At 65.6% G+C, this 18,002-nt stretch carries 19 protein-coding genes; 6 read left to right on the top strand and 13 right to left on the bottom strand.

The window, feature by feature from the left end; all coding sequences use genetic code 11:
- Window positions 1-18: 18 nt before the first annotated feature.
- Window positions 19-480: a SufE family protein gene (locus ACQR1I_RS08110; protein WP_434868808.1), complete on the top strand. Its 462-nt coding sequence runs from the start codon at window positions 19-21 to the stop codon at window positions 478-480.
- Between the two features lie 286 nt (window positions 481-766).
- Here ACQR1I_RS08110 and ACQR1I_RS08105 read toward each other — a convergent pair whose 3' ends face one another.
- The 7 genes from ACQR1I_RS08105 to ACQR1I_RS08075 all read right to left on the bottom strand — a co-directional run bounded on the left by ACQR1I_RS08105 (window position 767) and on the right by ACQR1I_RS08075 (window position 9,369).
- Window positions 767-2,008 (bottom strand): cysteine desulfurase, encoded by a 1,242-nt coding sequence (locus tag ACQR1I_RS08105; protein WP_434869103.1) that lies wholly within the window; start codon window positions 2,006-2,008, stop codon window positions 767-769.
- A gap of 3 nt (window positions 2,009-2,011) precedes the next feature.
- A complete protein-coding gene (gene sufD / locus ACQR1I_RS08100; RefSeq protein WP_434868809.1) occupies window positions 2,012-3,337 on the bottom strand; it encodes a Fe-S cluster assembly protein SufD in 1,326 nt (441 codons plus the stop codon).
- 10 nt (window positions 3,338-3,347) lie between these two features.
- Window positions 3,348-4,109, bottom strand: a complete 762-nt coding sequence (gene sufC / locus ACQR1I_RS08095) for a Fe-S cluster assembly ATPase SufC (RefSeq protein WP_434868810.1) — start codon at window positions 4,107-4,109, stop codon at window positions 3,348-3,350.
- Window positions 4,110-4,146: 37 nt separating this feature from the next.
- Window positions 4,147-5,664: a Fe-S cluster assembly protein SufB gene (gene sufB / locus ACQR1I_RS08090; protein ID WP_434868811.1), complete on the bottom strand. Its 1,518-nt coding sequence runs from the start codon at window positions 5,662-5,664 to the stop codon at window positions 4,147-4,149.
- A gap of 41 nt (window positions 5,665-5,705) precedes the next feature.
- Window positions 5,706-5,900, bottom strand: coding sequence for a 4Fe-4S dicluster domain-containing protein (locus ACQR1I_RS08085; protein ID WP_008961670.1), 195 nt, complete (start codon window positions 5,898-5,900; stop codon window positions 5,706-5,708).
- A 463-nt stretch (window positions 5,901-6,363) separates the two neighbouring features.
- A complete protein-coding gene (gene nifA, locus ACQR1I_RS08080; RefSeq protein WP_434868812.1) occupies window positions 6,364-8,103 on the bottom strand; it encodes a nif-specific transcriptional activator NifA in 1,740 nt (579 codons plus the stop codon).
- 417 nt (window positions 8,104-8,520) lie between these two features.
- Window positions 8,521-9,369 (bottom strand): SDR family NAD(P)-dependent oxidoreductase, encoded by an 849-nt coding sequence (locus ACQR1I_RS08075; protein ID WP_434868813.1) that lies wholly within the window; start codon window positions 9,367-9,369, stop codon window positions 8,521-8,523.
- A 289-nt stretch (window positions 9,370-9,658) separates the two neighbouring features.
- Here ACQR1I_RS08075 and ACQR1I_RS08070 point away from each other — a divergent pair, with 289 nt between their 5' ends.
- Together ACQR1I_RS08070 and ACQR1I_RS08065 are read left to right on the top strand one after the other, a co-directional pair.
- The gene (locus tag ACQR1I_RS08070; protein WP_434868814.1) at window positions 9,659-10,477 is read left to right on the top strand and encodes a xanthine dehydrogenase; all 819 of its coding nucleotides are present in this window, start codon (window positions 9,659-9,661) and stop codon (window positions 10,475-10,477) included.
- A 95-nt stretch (window positions 10,478-10,572) separates the two neighbouring features.
- Window positions 10,573-10,815: a (2Fe-2S)-binding protein gene (locus ACQR1I_RS08065; RefSeq protein WP_434868815.1), complete on the top strand. Its 243-nt coding sequence runs from the start codon at window positions 10,573-10,575 to the stop codon at window positions 10,813-10,815.
- 296 nt (window positions 10,816-11,111) lie between these two features.
- On the opposite strand, the gene ACQR1I_RS08060 is transcribed toward ACQR1I_RS08065, so the two are convergent.
- Entirely contained in the window at window positions 11,112-11,972 is an 861-nt protein-coding gene (locus tag ACQR1I_RS08060) for an SDR family oxidoreductase (protein ID WP_434868816.1), read from the bottom strand.
- Between the two features lie 150 nt (window positions 11,973-12,122).
- Between ACQR1I_RS08060 and ACQR1I_RS08055 the strand changes: the two genes are divergently transcribed.
- Window positions 12,123-12,293, top strand: a complete 171-nt coding sequence (locus tag ACQR1I_RS08055; protein ID WP_434868817.1) for a hypothetical protein — start codon at window positions 12,123-12,125, stop codon at window positions 12,291-12,293.
- A 442-nt stretch (window positions 12,294-12,735) separates the two neighbouring features.
- Here ACQR1I_RS08055 and ACQR1I_RS08050 read toward each other — a convergent pair whose 3' ends face one another.
- The 4 genes from ACQR1I_RS08050 to ACQR1I_RS08035 form a co-directional block, all read right to left on the bottom strand.
- A complete protein-coding gene (locus ACQR1I_RS08050) occupies window positions 12,736-12,891 on the bottom strand; it encodes a hypothetical protein (protein WP_434868818.1) in 156 nt (51 codons plus the stop codon).
- 27 nt (window positions 12,892-12,918) lie between these two features.
- Entirely contained in the window at window positions 12,919-13,107 is a 189-nt protein-coding gene (locus tag ACQR1I_RS08045; RefSeq protein WP_434868819.1) for a DUF2934 domain-containing protein, read from the bottom strand.
- A 144-nt stretch (window positions 13,108-13,251) separates the two neighbouring features.
- Window positions 13,252-13,608, bottom strand: a complete 357-nt coding sequence (locus ACQR1I_RS08040; protein WP_434868820.1) for a hypothetical protein — start codon at window positions 13,606-13,608, stop codon at window positions 13,252-13,254.
- Window positions 13,609-13,706: 98 nt separating this feature from the next.
- Complete coding sequence (locus ACQR1I_RS08035; RefSeq protein ID WP_434868821.1) at window positions 13,707-15,056, bottom strand: ATP-binding protein; 1,350 nt, start codon at window positions 15,054-15,056, stop codon at window positions 13,707-13,709.
- Window positions 15,057-15,209: 153 nt separating this feature from the next.
- Here ACQR1I_RS08035 and ACQR1I_RS08030 point away from each other — a divergent pair, with 153 nt between their 5' ends.
- Complete coding sequence (locus ACQR1I_RS08030; protein ID WP_434868822.1) at window positions 15,210-15,830, top strand: response regulator; 621 nt, start codon at window positions 15,210-15,212, stop codon at window positions 15,828-15,830.
- An 85-nt stretch (window positions 15,831-15,915) separates the two neighbouring features.
- Window positions 15,916-16,761, top strand: a complete 846-nt coding sequence (gene fghA, locus ACQR1I_RS08025) for an S-formylglutathione hydrolase (RefSeq protein ID WP_434868823.1) — start codon at window positions 15,916-15,918, stop codon at window positions 16,759-16,761.
- Between the two features lie 630 nt (window positions 16,762-17,391).
- On the opposite strand, the gene ACQR1I_RS08020 is transcribed toward fghA, so the two are convergent.
- Window positions 17,392-17,871, bottom strand: a complete 480-nt coding sequence (locus ACQR1I_RS08020; protein ID WP_434869104.1) for a DUF3280 domain-containing protein — start codon at window positions 17,869-17,871, stop codon at window positions 17,392-17,394.
- Window positions 17,872-18,002: the final 131 nt, after the last annotated feature.

Raw genomic sequence — 18,002 nt, 5'->3', positions numbered from 1 at the left:
AGATATGAGGAGAAGAGCATGTTGAAGATGGCCCAGGGCGCGGCGCCGGCCAATCCGGATATCGAGGACATTGTCGAGAACTTCGCCCTGCTCGACGACTGGGACGATCGCTACCGCTACGTCATCGAGCTCGGTCGCGGCCTGACGCCCCTGCCAGATGCCGATCGCAACGACGGCAACAAGGTCCAGGGCTGTACCAGCCAGGTCTGGGTCGCGACAACGGTCCGGCGCGGCAGCGCGGCCCCGGTGCTCGATTTCATCGGCGACAGCGACGCGCACATCGTGCGCGGCCTGGTCGCGATCCTGCTCGCGATGGTCTCCGGCCGCACCGCGCCCGAGATCCTGGCGGCAGACCCGATCGCGCTGTTCGAGAAGCTGGGCCTGCGCGAGCATCTGACCCCGCAGCGCTCCAACGGCTTCCGCTCGATGGTGGGGCGGATCAAGGCCGATGCGCAGGCGGCGATGGTCGCGGCGGCGTAGGTTTGATTTGTTCGATTAGGCCCGTGTGGCACGGCAAACTCGGTGCACCCTCTCCCCTTGTGGGAGAGGGTGGCGCGCATGAGCGCAGCGAAGGCGCGCCGGGTGAGGGGTTCTCTCGGCATACTCAGACGGTTGTGACTCGCGGAGGCAACCCCTCACCCCAGCGAGTCCGGAGCTGATAGCAGTGTAGCCCTCTCCCACCCTGGCGAAGCTCCGCTTCGCTTTGGGGGAGAGGGCTCATTCATCGGCATCGCTTCTTCGTAACGTTGCCGCCAGCAATCCGCCTTTACGCGAAGAACTCCTGCGCCTTCTTCAGCGCGCGGACCAGCACATCCACCTCTTCCCGCGTGTTGTACATCGCGAATGACGCCCGGCAGGTCGCGGTGACGCCGAAACGTTCCAGCAGCGGCATGGCGCAGTGGGTGCCGGCGCGGACGGCGACGCCGGAGCGGTCGATGACGGTGGCGAAGTCGTGGGCGTGGGCGCCCTGCATCTCGAACGAGACGATGGCGCCCTTGTCGGCGGCGTTGCCGATGATGCGCAGCGAATTGATCTCGCGCAGCTGCTCGGTGGCGTACACCACGAGATCATGCTCATGCGCGGCGATGCGCTGCTTGCCGATCGAGGCGACGTAGTCGATCGCGGCGCCCAGCCCGGCGGCTTCGACGATCGGCGGCGTGCCCGCTTCGAACCGGTGCGGCGGATCGCCATAGGTGACCCAGTCGCGCGCGACCTCGCGGATCATCTCGCCACCGCCGTTGAACGGCGGCATGGATGCCAGCAGCTCGCGCTTGCCGTAGAGCGCGCCGATCCCGGTCGGGCCGTAAATCTTGTGGCCGGTGATGCAGTAGAAATCGGCATCGAGATCGCGCACGTCGACCTCCATGTGCACGGCGGCCTGCGAGCCATCGATCAGCACCGGAATGCCGCGGGCATGCGCGATGCCGATGACCTCCTTGACCGGGACGACGGTGCCGAGGACGTTCGACATCTGCGTCATCGCCACCATCTTGGTGCGCGGCGTCAGCAGCTTTTCGAACTCGTCCAGCAGGAAGTTGCCGTCGTCGTCGACGGGCGCCCATTTGATCACGGCGCCCTGACGCTCCCTGAGGAAATGCCAGGGAATGATGTTGGCGTGGTGCTCCATGATCGAGAGCACGATCTCGTCGCCCGGCCCGATCCGCTCGCGGCCGAAGGTCTGCGCAACCAGATTGACCGCCTCGGTGGCGCCGCGGGTGAAGATGATCTGCTCGGGGCTTTCGGCATTGAGGAACGACGCCACCTTGGCGCGGGCGCCCTCATAGGCCTCGGTGGCGGCGTTGGCGAGATAGTGCAGGCCGCGATGCACGTTGGCGTATTCGGAGGTGTAGACCTGGTTCATCCGGTCGAGCACGGCCTGCGGCTTCTGCGCCGAGGCGGCGTTGTCGAGATAGACCAGCGGCTTGCCGTGGACCTGCATGCCAAGGATGGGAAAATCCGTCCGGATGCGGCCGACATCGTAGCCGCTCCCCTGCACCGCTGCATGCATCATCTACTCCCGTCGTCCGAGCCAGCCCAGCATCGCCTCCGTCAGCGCCGCCCGCACGCTCTCATTGGCCGCGCCGTCGATGATCTCACCGATGAAGGCCTGGATGAGCAGCGCCTTCGCCTCTGCCGGCGGGATGCCGCGCGCCATCAGGTAGAACAGCAGCTCGTCGTCGATCGCGCCGGTCGTGGTGCCGTGGCCGCATTGCACATCGTCGGCGAAGATCTCGAGCTCCGGCTTCGAGCAGGCTTCGGCCTCGTCGGACAGCAGCAGCGCCCGCGACATCATCTTGGCATCGGTCTTCTGCGCGCCGGGGCTGACCGTGATCTTGCCCTGGAACACCGCGCGCGCGGTGTCGCCGACCACCGCCTTGAACGTCTCGCGGCTCTGGCAGTTCTCGGCAGCGTGCTCGATCGAAAGCGTCGTGTCGGCATGCTGCGTGCCCGACAGCAGCGAGCCGCCACGGATGTCGGCGATAGTGCCCTCGCCCGCGACATGCACAAACAGCTGGTTGCGCACCAGGCTGCCGCCGGCCACGAAGCCGAGCTGGTTGAAGGTCGCCCGCGCGCCGATGTTGGCGAGCAGCGAGCCGATGTGCAGCGCGCTGCTGCCCTCGCCGACCACCTTGATGTGATCGATCCGCGCCTCGTCGCCGACGACGAGCTGCATCGCGGTGTTGACCTGGTACTCGCTGCCGTCAGGCCCCTGATGCGATTCGACGATGGTGGCGCTGGCGCCGGCGCCGATATTGACCAGCGAGCGGGTGAACATCGAGGTCGCGACCCAGTTGGTCGTGACGAAGGCGACATGGATCGGACGGCCGAGCGCCGTCCCCGGCGCGACGAGAATGACGACGCCATTGGCGGCCAGCGCGGTGTTGAGCGCCAGCGCCGGATCGTCGTCGGGGACCACGGGGCCAAGACGCTGCGACAGCAGCGGCTTGTCGGCGGCCAGCGCGTCCGACATCGGCTGGATGGTGAGACCGGGCTCGAGATCGGCGAGATCCGACAGCTCGGCCACGAAGGCGCCGTCGACGATGACGAGCTTGCGGAAGCCCGCGCCGGCGAACAGGTCCTTGGCCTCGCGCGCCCTGGCCTTGGCGGCATCGTCGGGCAGTGACGCCAGCCGCTTGGCTTCCTTCATCTGCGTGCGCAGATCGGTGTAGCGCCAGGCCTCGACGCGCCGGTGCGGCAGGCCGACCGCGTTGAAGCGGTCGAACGCGGCGGCACGCACCGCCGTGATCTCCTCGCCGCCCGGGAGGTAACGCCGGGCGCCCTGGTACAAATCGGCCAGTCCGAGCTCGGCCTTGGTCTTGCGGATCGCGACGCCCATGCCCTGCCCCTTACGCCGCTTCGCTCTGATACTGCGCGTAGCCGGTCGCCTCTAGCTCGCGTGCGAGATCAGCAGTCCCGGTGCGGACGATGCGGCCCGCCGCGAAAACGTGGACGATGTCCGGCACGATGTAGTCGAGCAGCCGCTGGTAGTGCGTGATCACGATCATGCCGCGCTCGGCCGAGCGCAGCGCATTGACGCCGTTGGCGACCACCTTCAGCGCGTCGATGTCGAGGCCCGAATCGGTCTCGTCGAGCACGCAGAGCGACGGCTGCAGCAGCGCCATCTGCAGCGTCTCGTTGCGCTTCTTTTCGCCGCCGGAGAAGCCGACATTGAGCGGCCGCTTCAGCATCTCGGAGTCGATGTTCAGGGTCTTGGCGATCTCGCGCACGCGCTTGATCAGGTCCGGCGAGGACAACTCCTCTTCGCCGCGCGCCTTGCGCTGGGCGTTGAAGGCGGCGCGCAGGAAGGTCAGCGTCGCGACACCCGGGATTTCCAGCGGGTATTGGAAGGCGAGGAACACGCCCTTGGCGGCCCGCTCGCAGGCCTCCATCGCCAGCAGGTCCTCGCCGTTGAGATAGACCTCGCCCGCCGTGATCTCGTAGCCCGGCTTGCCGGCGAGCACATAGGACAAGGTCGACTTGCCGGCGCCGTTCGGGCCCATGATGGCGTGGATCTCGCCCTTGTTCACGGTCAGGTCCAGGCCCTGGATGATCTTGCGACCACCGGAGATCTCGGCATGGAGCCCCTTGATTTCGAGCAAGGCCGTCATCGAACACTCCTTCATCATGTCGCCGCGCGCGACGTCCTTATCCGACCGATCCTTCGAGGCTGATCGAGATCAGCTTCTGCGCCTCGACCGCGAATTCCATCGGCAGTTGCTGCAGTACATCCTTGACGAAGCCGTTGACGACGAGACCGACAGCTTCTTCCTGGGAAAGACCGCGCTGGATGCAGTAGAACAGCACGTCCTCGGAGATCTTCGACGTCGTCGCCTCGTGCTCGAACACCGCCGAGGAGTTCTTGGCCTCGATATAGGGCACGGTATGCGCGCCGCATTTGTCGCCGATCAGCAGCGAGTCGCAGGCGGTGAAGTTGCGGGCGCCGGAGGCCTTGCGGTGGGCGCTGACCAGGCCGCGATAGGTGTTCTGCGACTTGCCGGCCGCGATGCCCTTGGAGATGATCCGGCTCGACGTGTTCTTGCCGAGATGGATCATCTTGGTGCCGCTATCAACCTGCTGGAAGCCGTTGGAGATCGCGATCGAGTAGAATTCGCCGCTGGAATTGTCGCCGCGCAGGATGCAGCTCGGATACTTCCAGGTGATCGCCGATCCGGTCTCGACCTGCGTCCAGGAGATCTTCGAATTCGTGCCACGGCAGTCGCCACGCTTGGTGACGAAATTGTAGATACCGCCGACGCCCTCGGAATTGCCGGGATACCAGTTCTGCACCGTCGAATATTTGATCTCGGCATCATCGAGCGCGACGAGTTCGACCACGGCGGCGTGCAGCTGGTTCTCGTCGCGCTGCGGCGCGGTGCAGCCCTCGAGATAGGACACGTAGGCGCCCTTGTCGGCGATGATCAGCGTGCGCTCGAACTGGCCGGTGTTGCGCTCGTTGATGCGGAAATAGGTCGACAGCTCCATCGGGCAGCGCACGCCCGGCGGCACGTAGACGAACGAGCCGTCGGAGAACACCGCCGAGTTGAGCGTCGCGAAATAGTTGTCGGTGGTCGGCACCACCGTGCCGAGATATTTCTGCACCAGGTCGGGATGCTCGCGCAGCGCCTCGGAGATCGGCATGAAGATCACGCCGGCCTTCTTCAGCTCCTCCTTGAAGGTCGTCGCCACCGACACCGAGTCGAACACGGCATCGACCGCGATCTTGGTGCGCGGCGCAGCCACCTCGCCGTCCTCGGTCTCGACGACCGCTGCGGGACGCTCGACACCTTCGAGGATCTCGACCTCGCGCAGGGGAATGCCGAGCTTCTCATAGGTCTTGAGAATCTCCGGATCGATCTCGTCGAGCGAGGCGACCTTCTTCTTCGGCTTCGGCGCCGAATAGTAATAGAGATCCTGATAGTCGATCTTCGGATAGCCGACGCGCGCCCAGGTCGGCTCGGTCATGGTCAGCCAGCGGCGATACGCCTCCAGCCGCCATTCGAGCATCCAGGCCGGCTCGTTCTTCTTGGCCGAGATGAAGCGGATCGTGTCTTCCGACAGCCCCTTTGGAGCCTTCTCGGATTCGATCTGTGTCTCGAACCCGTAACGATATTGATCGACGTCGATGTCCTTGACGCGATCAATCGTCTCCTGAACCGCTGCCATCTCTCACTCCGCTTCCAAGGCTCAAAGACGAGGTGCCCGCGTCAGGCGGGCACGCAGGTGTCCGGCACCGGACAGACGGCAGCACATTGCGGCGCGTCGAAGTGGCCTTCGCACTCCGTGCACTTCTTCGGATCGATGATGTACATGTCGTTCTTCAGCCGAATGGCCGCGTTCGGGCATTCGAACTCGCAGGCCCCGCAGACCGTGCATTGTGAGGCGATGATCTTGTAGGCCATGCTGATCTCCCCGCGCTTCAGCGACATCGAGCGATGTCATTCGAGCGCTATCTTTCAAGCCCCGTGCCAGAGCGCATTTGTTTGATTTCTAAGGAAGATTCTAAACTCGCGGATCGCGGTCAGCTGTCGCTCTCCCGACAGCATGTCGCAAGTGCGACAGGGAGACGGGGCGTGTCATCAGGGCGGGACTCTGCAGGCGATGGAGATGGGCACGCTCTCCTTGACTGCAGTGGTCGAGATGCTCGCCCGTCTCTCCTCCGTCATTCCGGGGCGTGCGCAGCACGAGCCCGGAATCCATCGACCGGCAGAACGCGCAGTCAAATGGATTCCGGGCTCGTCGCGCTTTGCGCGCCGCCCCGGAATGACGGAGGAGAGTGGAGCAACGCCGGAGTGTCAAAGCAAAGTTCAAACAAAAGGGCGCACCATCGGCGCGCCCTTCCGAAACACTTCGCGCCAAGCCCGCTCAGAACCGCTTGACTTCGATGTTGTGCTTCTTCAGCGCGTAGCCGATCTGGCGCGGGGTGAGGCCGAGCAGGCGGGCGGCCTTGGCCTGGACCCAGCCGGAGCGCTCCATCGCCTGGATGATGCGGTCGCGCCCGGGTACGGGGCCGCCGTCCATCGCCTCATTGAAGTCGCCATCATCAGCCTCGGCTGCCGGCAATTCGGCCGGCGCTTCGATCGGCGCCGAAGAGCGCGGCAGGATCGGCAGCGGCACCATCGGCTGGCCGCGCGGCGGCGGCGGCGTCACGGTGTTGCCCTTCCACAGGATCGCCGACATGCACTCGTTGCGGCTGCAGGCGAAGTCGTCCATGCCGATCGCCGAGCCCGTCGCCATGGTCGCGGTCCGCTGCACGCAGTTCTCCAGCTCACGCACATTGCCCGGAAAGCCGCAATGCATCAGCACCTCGATGGCGCTGACGTCGAAGGTGAGGTCGCGCTCGTTCTCGCAATTGAAGCGGCGCAGGAACTCGCGGGCCAGCTGCGGAATGTCGCTGCGGCGCTCGCGCAGCGGCGGCAGCTTGATCGGCACGACGCTGATCCGGTAGTAGAGATCGGCGCGGAACTCGTTGCGCGTGACTGCCTCTTCGAGATTGCGGTTGGTCGCGGTGACGATGCGCACGTCGACCTTGATCGTCTGGTTGCCGCCAACGCGCTCGAACTCCTGCTCCTGCAGCACGCGCAACAGCTTGGCCTGGAACGCCGGCGAGATCTCGCCGATCTCGTCGAGGAACAAGGTGCCCTTGTCGGCCAGTTCGAAGCGGCCCTTGCGCGCATTGATCGCGCCGGTGAAGGCGCCCTTCTCGTGGCCGAACAGCTCCGACTCCAGCACCGTTTCCGGCAGCGCCGCGCAGTTGATCTTGATGAAGGGACGCTTGGCGCGGTTCGACAATTCGTGGATCGCCTTGGCCACCAGCTCCTTGCCGGTGCCGGATTCGCCACGCAGCAGCACCGGCGCATTCGACTTGGCGACGACGTTGATCTTCTCCAGCAGCGCGCGCAGCGCCGGGCTGTCGCCGACGATGCCGTCCACCAGCACCTTCTTGCCCTTGCTCGGCGCCGGCTTCAGCTCGAGCAGCTCCTTCTGCAGCCGATGACTTTCCGCCATCAGCCGCTCACGATCCCGCGCGACGACGCGATGCAGCTTGATGGTCTGGCCAATCAGATTGGCGACCATGGTCAGGAAGCGGACGTCGGAATCGAGCCGGAACACGGCACGACCGTCCCAGACGCGATCGATCGTCAACGTGCCGACGACGCGCTGATCGATGCGGATGGGAACGCCGAGGAACGACACGCGGACGTCGGCGCCGGCGCCGAGCGTGACCGCGTCGGCGGCGCTGAAGGCGGGATGATCGGCGACGTTCTCCGCAATCAGCGGCACGGCCGTCGCGACGATCTGGTCGATCGCCTTCTGCGGCAGGCGCTCGCGGTAGCGCTCATCGCTGCCTTCACTCCAACCGGCCCCGACGGCGAGATCGGGAATGCCGTCATCGGCCAGCAGCGACACCACGCCATGGCGCATCTGCATGAACGATTGCAGCAGGTTGACCACGTTGGCGAGGGTGATTTCCAGCCGCGTCGGCGCGGCCAGGATTTTTGATATTTCGAAGATTCCCGTGAGCGCGATCTCGCTGAGCGGGATGGGTGCTGCCGTGGACCTAACGTCCCGAGCTTCGACCTGACGTGTTTCCGTTTGGACCATGGTCGCTTCTCTGATCGTCACGGACGCGCCTGAAAGCTATCCGTGGTTGTCGGTGTTGTAACATCCTCCCTTAACTGCTGATGATTGTCGTGCCTAACTTTGCTGCATTGCCGCAGAAGTAGTGTGCAATGAAAAGAACAGAAAAGCTGCAGGCTTTCATGACGTTAACAAACAAGTTTGCAGCCCTTATGGCGCGTGCATTGCGTAGCCGCCGGTATCCGGACGACGACGCGCGCGCCGTTTTGTGTTGTCTTCCCGACGCCTAGAACTCGACCTCATTCGGGGTGCCTGCAACCGGATCGCAACAGGACAAGCTGAACACCAACTTTCCACTCCGCGTCTGGCAGTCGCGGTGTTCGGCTGCCAGCTGCGACCGTCGCCTTGACGGCATGTGAGTGCGACCTATTTCACGTCGGGCTAGAGGTGCTGCCCTCCGTTGATCTGAATCTCCTCGCCGGTGACGTAGCTCGCCGCATCCGAGCACAGGAAGAACAGAACCTTCGCCACCTCTTCCGGCGCGCCGATCCGGCGCATCGGGATCAGGGGCGAGAACCGCGCCTCGGTCTCCGGCGAGACCATCTCGGTCTTGATCTCGCCGGGCGCGATGGCGTTGACGCGGATGCCGTGCGGCGCGAAGTCGTGGGCCATCTCGCGAGTCAGGCAGGCCAGCGCGGCTTTCGACGTCGCGTAGGCCGTCCCGGCGAAGGGATGGACGCGCGTGCCGACGATCGACGTCACGTTGACGACGGCCCCCTGCCCGCGCTTCAGCTCCTCGAACAGGCCGCGCGCCAGCAGAATCGGACCGAGAAAGTTGACGTGGAAGACGGTCATCCACGTCTCGACCGAGGTCGACAGCGAATCGAGCCGCCCGCCGCCGTCGGCCTTCGGCGAGATTGCGGCGTTGTTGATCAGGGCGTGCAGCGGCGCGCCGTCGAGCCGGGCCTTGATGTCGTCGATCGCGCGCGGGATGGCGGTGCGGTTGCTGAGATCGACCTGGACGTGATTGTCCGGACCGGCGTCCCAGGGACATCGCCCGCCGTCGAATGGCTGGCGCGAACACGTGATGATGCGCCAGCCGGCGTCGGAGAACAGTCTTGCCGTCGCGTGGCCGATGCCGCGCGAGCCGCCGGTCAGCACCAGCGTCTTCTGCTCGGTACGCTCCGGACGCTCCGCTGCCGCCATGTCGCGATGAAACGGGCACGACGCGATCGTCTCATCCGCATCGATGGCGGGCGCACGGACGTCCTGGTCGAGATCGAGACTCATGCCGTCCTGCTCATGCGCCGCCCTGTCACAGCGCAGTTGTGCAGAATCCGGGCCAGCGGAAAATGCAGCGCCGAACCCTTCGCCGCTGTCGCGTTCACGACAGATTGGCGGGTTCGTCACACGATGCGCGTCGCCTTTCCGCCGTGCTGACCACAACGCCTGCAATGGCAATGTTTTTCGAAGCCCTTGCTCGTGGTCCGACTCTTGCTCGACGTTGCATTGAACTGGAACGTGGCTTTCCGGTCGCAGAGCTGGCAGCCACGAAACGTCGTGCGGCATGGACCGGGACATGGGGACGAATGCAGCGCGCTTCGCCGTGATCCTCGGGACCAATGAGGTCGCGTCCGCGATTGGCGTCCACCTCCACCGCGCAGGCTTCTGCGTGGTGCTGTCGCACGACCCCAATCCACCGGTCATACGCCGTAAGATGGCGTTTCACGATGCCTTGTTCGGCGACGCTCTCCATGTCGAGGATGTGATCGGCACGCGCATCGACAGCCCGATGGACGTGTTCAAGGCGCTCGGCAATCCGCAGCACGTTCTGGTCACGACGCTCGGCCTGCTCGATCTGCTTCCGATCCGCACCATCGACGTGCTGGTCGACGCTCGTATGCAGAGGCGCGAGCCGACGCCCAATCTGCGCGGCATGACCCGGCTGTCGGTCGGCATCGGGCCAGGCTTCTCGCCATCAGCCAATTGCGACCTCGCCATCGAAACCAGAGCCGACCGGCTCGGACAGATCGTGGGCCAGGGCTGGACCTCGGCCACCAATGATTTCGGCGACGTTGGCGGCCTGGTTCGATCGGAGCATGAAGGCCGCTGGCATAGCCCGGTCGAGATCGGCGCGCGCATCTACAAGGGCTTCGTGATCGGCCATCTCTCCGGCGTCCCGGTCACCGCGCCCGCCGATGGCATGCTCCGCGGTATCGTCCGCGACGGCAGCGACGTTGCGGCCGGCGTGGCGCTCGCCGAGATCGACCCGCGTGGCCGCCACGCGCAGTGGACCGGCATCGATGCGCACGGACAGGCGCTCGCGCAGACGATCCTGGCTGCCATCCGCCTGCACGCCGCGGACCGCATCGCCGCAACCCTGGCCGCTCCGCGCTGAGGCGCGCCGTTTTCGAACGATTCTGATCAGCCGTTTCGCCCACAGCCGACCTTGGCATCGCCGTTGCTTATCGTTGGCAGGTGCGAGCAACAGCCATGATCATTTGTTCCTGCAACGTCATCACCGATACCGCCGTTCGCAACGTCGTCACGACGGCGGACATCACCTTCGGCTCGCCCGCACAGGTGTATGACTGTCTCGGCTGCTCGGTCCAATGCGGGCTGTGTTCGCGGTCGGTGAAGCGGATTCTCGATGAGCGGCAAAGCGATACGGCCACCGCGGCGGTGTGGCCGGTGCATGCCGAACCCGCGCCCTGCGAGCTGATGTCGGTGGCGTGAAGGGCTAGCCGCGCGAGGTAGCGCAACGCGCTGTCGGATGTCGGACAATCGACATGCGGCGGTGAGGCTGGCATGTTGCGTTGAACGGACGAGATGCGCTGACCTTCATCAAACCTCGGAGTCATTCCGGGGCAAGGCCGCAGGCCTTGAACCCGGAATCTCACGCTTATCTTGCGACTCTTCTCAACTTGCTCGAGATTCCTGGGTCAATCGCCAACGCGTCGACGCTTCGCGCCGTCGCATTGACGATTGCCCCGGAATGGCGGTGCGTTGAGGCAGTCCGAAGATGCCCATCCTCAGATGAACGGCTTGCCGCCCGTGACTGCGACCGTCGTGCCCGACGTGTAGCTCGACAGCGGGTCGGCCAGCATCACATAGGCGGTGGCGAGTTCGGCCGGCTGGCCGGCACGCTGCATCGGCACCTGCTGGCCGAACGACGTGACCTTTTCCTCCGGCATCGTCGAGGGAATCAGCGGCGTCCAGATCGGGCCGGGCGCGACGGCGTTGGCACGGATGCCTTTCTCCGCCAGCATCTGGGCGAGGCCGGCGGTGAAGTTCTGGATCGCGCCCTTTGTCGTGGCGTAGGCGAGCAGCGCCGGATTCGGCATGTCGGAATTGACCGACGCGGTGTTGACGATCGCGCTGCCCGGCTTCATGTGCGGCACCGCCGCCTTGGTGAGATAGAACATCGCGTGGATGTTGGTGCGGAAGGTGATCTCCCATTCCTCGTCGGAGATGTCGCCGATGTCGCTGAACGTCGCCTGGTGCGCGGCGTTGTTGACGAGTATGTCGACGCCGCCGAGCTCGTCGACGGCGCGCTGGATGATGGCCTTGCAATGCGCGGCGTCCTGGATGTCGCCGGACATCAGCACCGCCTTGCGCCCCTCCTTCTCGACGAGCTGCTGCACCTCCCTGGCGTCGTCATGCTCCTCGAGATAGGCAATCAGGAGGTCGGCCCCCTCGCGCGCATAGGCGATCGCGACCGCGCGGCCGATGCCGCTGTCGCCACCGGTGATCACGGCTCTCTTGCCCGTCAGCTTGCCGGAGCCCTTGTAGCTGGTTTCGCCGTGATCCGGCCTGGGCTGCATCTCGGCCGTGGTGCCCGGCATGGCCTGTTGCTGCGGCGGAAACGGCGGCTTGGGGTGATGGTCCGACATCGATGTTCTCCTGACGCTTGATGCACCATCAATCGCAGCGCCGAAGCCACGTTCCTGCGCACGACATGGCCGCGCCGTCAGCTGTCGCAAGGAACGTCAGCGGCTGCGCACGCATTGCCCGATCAGCGAGGTGCGACAGAGGATCGAGCCATGACCAAGGATCTTCCCATCAACGGACGCGAGCCCGACCGCTCCGAGGACGACATCCAGCGCGATCAGCTCGGCCCGCGCGGCGTACCGGGCGCGAAGGACCCGGCCAGGATGACGCCCCAGCGCGACAAGAAGACGCCGGATGATGTCGATCCGGGGCATACGGCGTGAACCGCGTTGATCGGCGGGGGGCTTGAGCGGATCTCGAACTAACGACGACGACCGCCCGTGCGGTTGCCCCTCACCCCGACCCTCTCCCCGTGAAGAACGGGGAGAGGGAGTGCACCGCGTTCGAGGTGAGTAGACGGACCAGCACGGATCCGAGAGAATTCGATATCGCTTCGTGGCGGAGGAGTTAGTCCAGCGCATGCTGGATCGATGAGATTTGATCAGAGGGCATATCTCTGTTCGACTAAGCCGACCAATCTGGAATGTTGCAACAGCAAACATAGCGCGAGCTGTTGCCACGAGGCGCGCTGCACCCGCTCCCCGTTCTTACGGGGAGCGGGTCGGGGTGAGGGGCTGCCGCACGGGTGGTGCCATAAGTAGCCCCGTCCGCTTTAACCAGAACACAGACTCGCATTCGCCCGATCGCTGACGCGCGGCCTCCACCTCAATGCGTCTTGCTCTCGCCCCACTTCTCCAGGTCCTTCGCCGCCTCCGAGCGTTGCTCTTTTTCCGGCTTCTCGGCCCACGGCTTGTCGGTCTGCTTCATCGAGCCCCAGTCGCTTTCCTTGCGGGGATCGTCCTTCGGCGTTTCCTTGCTCATAGCGATTCCTTCTGTTGTTCGTGCCGGTCAATCCGGCAGCATCGTCGGGGGTGGCGCGGTGGCTTCGTCGTGCAACTGCTCGGTTTCGCGGACCTCGCGCTCAGCCTGGTGCCAGAACTCATCCTCGCGGCCGTCCGGGCGCCCCGACTGCTCCCACAATCGGTGGGCGCGCTCGCGAATACGTTCTTCGAGGCCGGTGTCACTGCTCTGTTCCATGGTGCTCCTCGCATGAGACTGCCATCACGGCATGACCTGCGGGGCAATCACCATGACCGAGCGGAGTTCCAAAGCGGGACCGCGCACAGGACCATCGGCCGCAGCGCCGATCGCTGCGTCGGATGCGCCCGACTCGGCTGCGCGTCAGCTCAGATTGCCCGGCATGAAGCAGCGGATCGAGGTGCCGAGCGAGCCTTTGATGGGCCACACCATCGTGCGGCCGGCGCGGTTGGGCTCGGTGATGACGGCATCGTCGGGCACGACGATCCATTGACCGTCGAGCCGCACGCGGTAGTGCGTGCCCTCCATGTCCCAGTCGGGATCGGACACGGCGAAGCCGTCCGCATCCGAGCAGCACGGGCCGCGACCGCTCCGCAGGCTGTCGAACCAGCCTTTGAGCGGCGAATTTGCAAAACGGCCGTCGTCGCGAGCGACAGCATGGTTCAGCGACAGCACAGCCGCAATGGCTGCGCTGCTCAGCGCAAACAGGGTTCTGGTCATCTGATCACCGCAAGCCGCGCGTGCTCCGGACCGCGGCTCACGCAGATCGTTGGTTCCTGCTGAATGCGCTGGCGGATCGAAAGTTCCTGTCCTGCAACTTAAGCCGCCTCGGCCGGCACCATCGCCTCGATGGTGACGCCGGTGCCGCTCGAATCCACCGTCAGGGTGCCACCCAGCGCCAGCAGCCGCTCGCGCATGCCGGTGAGGCCGAAGCCCAGCTTGTGCTCGGGGGCCAGCCCGCGGCCGTCGTCGCGGACGCGCACCCGCGTGTAGCTGCGGCGATGGCCGGCCGTGCTCTGCTGCAGCGGCTCGATGGTGACGTCGACCGACGTCGCCTCAGCGTGACGGAACACGTTGGTCAAGGCTTCCTGCACGACGCGGTAGATTGTCAGCTCGGCGGTCTCATTGCTGCAGACCACGGTGTCCGGGAACGTGGTCTCGATCGCAATCTCCGGCCGCGATTCCCGCCACAGCCGCACCAGGGCGCCGAGCGCCTCGCGCAGGCCCAGCTCGGCGAGGCCGACCGGGCGCAGCCGCTCCAGGATGCGGCGGTTGAACTGCTGCACTTCATTGACCTGGTCGAGAATGGCCTGCCCATGCCGCCGCATCGCGGCGACGTCGAGCGGAACAGTGTCCGGCAATCGCATCAGCGCGCTGGCATGCGCGCGCAGCGCGAACAGATGCGGTCCGAACTCGTCATGCAGCTCGCGCGCGATCTCCTTGCGCTCGAGGTCCTGCAGCGAGACGGTCCGCTCGGCCAGCCGCCGCTTCTCCTCGACCGCTTCGCCGAGCGCGCCGGCAAGATGGTTCAGCTTGGCGCAGAGCGCGGCGAGCTCGGGCGCGCCGCCCGGCTTGACGCGGGCGTCATAGGCCCCCGCTTCGATCCGGCTCATGGCGTCGGCGAGATCCGACAACGGCGCCAGCGCGCGGCCGACCACCAGCGTGGTGATCCCGAACAGGGCAAGGCCGACCAGCGAGCCGACGATGAGCTGCGTGATGATGCCGTCCCAGATCTCGGCGATCTCGTCGTCCGGATGCGAGGTGATCACCAGCGTCTCGGCGCGCCCGGCGACGATGACGGGCATGCTGACCGAGGTCTTGTCCGGGTGCACCAGGGCGATGAACCAGGCCGGTGCCGCGCGCTCGCCGGCGCCGGAGGATGGCTGTGGCAGCGTCGGGTGCGACGGCCGGATGACGCTGACGTGACGCAGCTGGCCGAGATCGCCGACGATCCGGTTCAGCCGCGCGTCGGGATCCGGCGCATCATTGACCTCGTCCATGATGGTTTCGACGAAGGCGCGGGTCAGGCGGATCACGCTCTGATCCTCGGCTAGCACGCGCGGCGCCGCCTCCAGCACCAAACGGCCGATGTTGATGGCGAGCCCCAGCGTCAGCACCAGCGCGAGCAGCACGTTGATGCGCGTCCGCAACGACCAATTCTGCCACATTCTCTCCGCCTCACCGCCGCCGTGTTTCACGCGCCTCACATTGACAGACAAATCCGCCAGCGATCTAATTGCAACATCATGCAACATCGCGCTGCAAGCATCCATGATGCATTGCAGCAATGAGGCGAGTTGGAAGTCCGGGACCCCAAGGCCATGCGCGTTCTGATCGTCGACGATCATCCCATCGTTGCCTCCGGCTGCCGGGCCCTGCTCTCGGGCGATGCTGACGTCGTGCTGCTCGAGGCGGCGGACGCGGAGAGCGGCGAAGCCAGCTTCATCGCCGAGCGCCCCGACGTGTGCGTCGTCGACATCAACCTGCCGACCGTCTCCGGCTTCGAGCTGGCGCGCCGCATCCTGGCGCATGACGCGAACGCCCGGCTGATCATGTTCAGCATGAACGACGATCCGGTGTTCGCAGCGCGCGCCATCGACATCGGCGCCAAGGGCTACGTGTCGAAGAGCGGTGATCCCAATGACCTCGCCGAGGCGATCCGCGAGGTCGCGCGCGGCGGCAGCTATCTGCCGCCGGCAATCGCCCGCAGCATCGCCTTTGCCGGTGCGGCCGTGGCGCAGAGCCCGCTGGCAAAGCTGACCTCGCGCGAGCTCGAGATCCTGCGCCTGCTCAGCGCCGGCAAGAGCCTGTCCGAAATCGCCTGGCTGATCCACTCGTCCTACAAGACCGTCGCCAACACCTCCTCGATCATCCGCCAGAAGCTCGGCGTGCGAACCTCCGGCGAGCTGGTGCGTTTGGCGATCGAGAACGGCGTCGCTTGACTCGCGTCGGCTGACCGACGCAGCTTGCGCCAGATCGGCGACATCATCGCCGTTGCTCCGACATCATTGCCGAACAGGTGATCCCATGACGCTCACGACCGTGTCCCAGAACAAGTCCCATGGCGGCGTCCAGGGCGTCTATCGCCATGCCAGCGCGGAGACCAAGACCGAGATGACGTTCTCGGTGTTCGTGCCGGCGCATGCCGAGGGCGCGAAGCTGCCGGTCGTCTGGTATCTCTCCGGCCTGACCTGCACGCACGCCAATGTCACCGAGAAGGGCGAGTTCCGCGCGGCCTGCGCCGAGCTCGGCCTGATCTTCGTCGCGCCCGACACCTCGCCGCGCGGCGACGGCGTGCCGGGCGACGCCAACAACGCCTATGATTTCGGCCTCGGTGCCGGCTTCTACGTCGACGCGACGCAGGAGCCGTTCGCGAAGAACTACCGGATGTGGAGCTACGTCACCGAGGAGCTGCCGAGCGTGGTCGCGGCCAACTTCCCGGTCGATCCGCGCCGGCAGTCGGTGATGGGCCACTCGATGGGCGGCCATGGCGCGCTCACGGTGGCGCTGCGCAACCCGGACCGCTACCGCGCCGCCAGCGCGTTCTCGCCGATCGTCGCCCCCTCCCAGGTGCCGTGGGGCGAGAAGGCGCTGGGTGGCTATCTCGGCGCCGACAAGGCGGCTTGGCGCAAGCACGATGCGGTGGCGTTGATCGAGGACGGCGCGCGCGTCTCCGACCTCCTCGTCGATGTCGGCACCGCCGACCAGTTCCTGACGCAGCAACTGCGCCCCGAACTCCTGAAGGCCGCCTGCGACAAGGCCAACATCCCGCTGCTGCTGCGCAAGCAGGACGGCTACGACCACAGCTACTACTTCATCTCGACCTACATGGCCGATCATCTGCGCTGGCACGCGGCGCGGCTGACACGCTGACATCGGCCACGGCCCTGATTTGCCCGACGGGCGCGGTGGCGCGTCCGTCGAGGCGATTTTATCGGTCGCAACGCCCGGTCTTCGCGTGCGTGACGAGGCGAAATTCTGTTGGCGCCACGAAGCGATACACCGAGCCAGTTGGGCGACGACGAAAAATCGGCTTTCGTTTTTACGGAAACCATGTTTGTGTAGGCGCATCCCGCCTCGTCGAGAGGGCGTATCGCGGTCGTCACGAACGTGGAGGTGGGGATGCGGTGGACGCCGGCGGCGCGCAGCAGGCTCGCAAGAGCATGCGGACGAACGCGCCACGGCGTACGGCCAAGTCGCGTGGTCCTGGCATCCCGACGCTGATGCCCCCGCGGCGGCGCGCGAGAAGCGCGTCGTCGCGCACGGTGACCAGAAAGCCCGGCGCACCGGGGAGCACGCGAAGCAACCGTTAAAGCCATCGCGCAGGGAGGGCCGGGATGTCCGAGCCGAACCTGTGGTACTGCCGCCTGCACTTCTTTCTGCAGGCGGGCCATGGGGGCGGCAGGCTCCCGGCCTTCCCTGCGCCTCTCTGATTTCGAGGCGTGATCGACATACAAAGCTCGGGCATGGTGTGCCGCGAGAACGCGCCGTCACGTCTCGCACCTACTGCGCCTGCGGCGCGCCGTAGTTGGGCGCCAGCAGGCGGTTGCGGAGCAGCCAGGCCATGGTGCGGGTCCAGGATTCGTCGGTGTTGCCGCGCATGTCGGCGGTCATGATGGCGACCGGCTGGCCGGTGTGAGCGTCGCGCAGATAGATGTTCATGTTGAGGATGAGATTGGAGACCTTCTGCACCGTGCCGGTGAGGGCGAGGTCGGCGCCGATGTCGCCAGCGAGCTTGACGTCGCAGCCGCCGCAGGCCTGCAGATTGCTGTGGTGCGCCGCATCGTTAACGGGGGCGATATCGAGCACGCGAAATTTGCCGGAGTCCTGCAGCGCCGCGCGGAGCTGCTCGGCGGCATGCGAAAGCCTCTGCTGCTCGTCCTGCCGCGGGCCCTGCACCTCGCCCTGCAGGCTGGTATCGATCAGCTCGAAGTCGAACACCGCCACCTTGGGCGGCTCGGCATGCGCTGATGTTGCAGACATCAGGACCAGGGACGCGAGGACAGCAGCGAGTTTCAAGGTCGTGATCCGAAATGATGCAACGGGGGCCAAAAGTGGGGTTGAAAGCTAGGCCAATTCGGTCATCTTGCAAGACGAAACCTCGCCGAAAAACG

The organism is Bradyrhizobium sp. HKCCYLS2038, from assembly GCF_051167655.1.
Taxonomy (GTDB): domain Bacteria; phylum Pseudomonadota; class Alphaproteobacteria; order Rhizobiales; family Xanthobacteraceae; genus Bradyrhizobium.
This window is presented reverse-complemented; position numbering and strand designations above follow the sequence as displayed.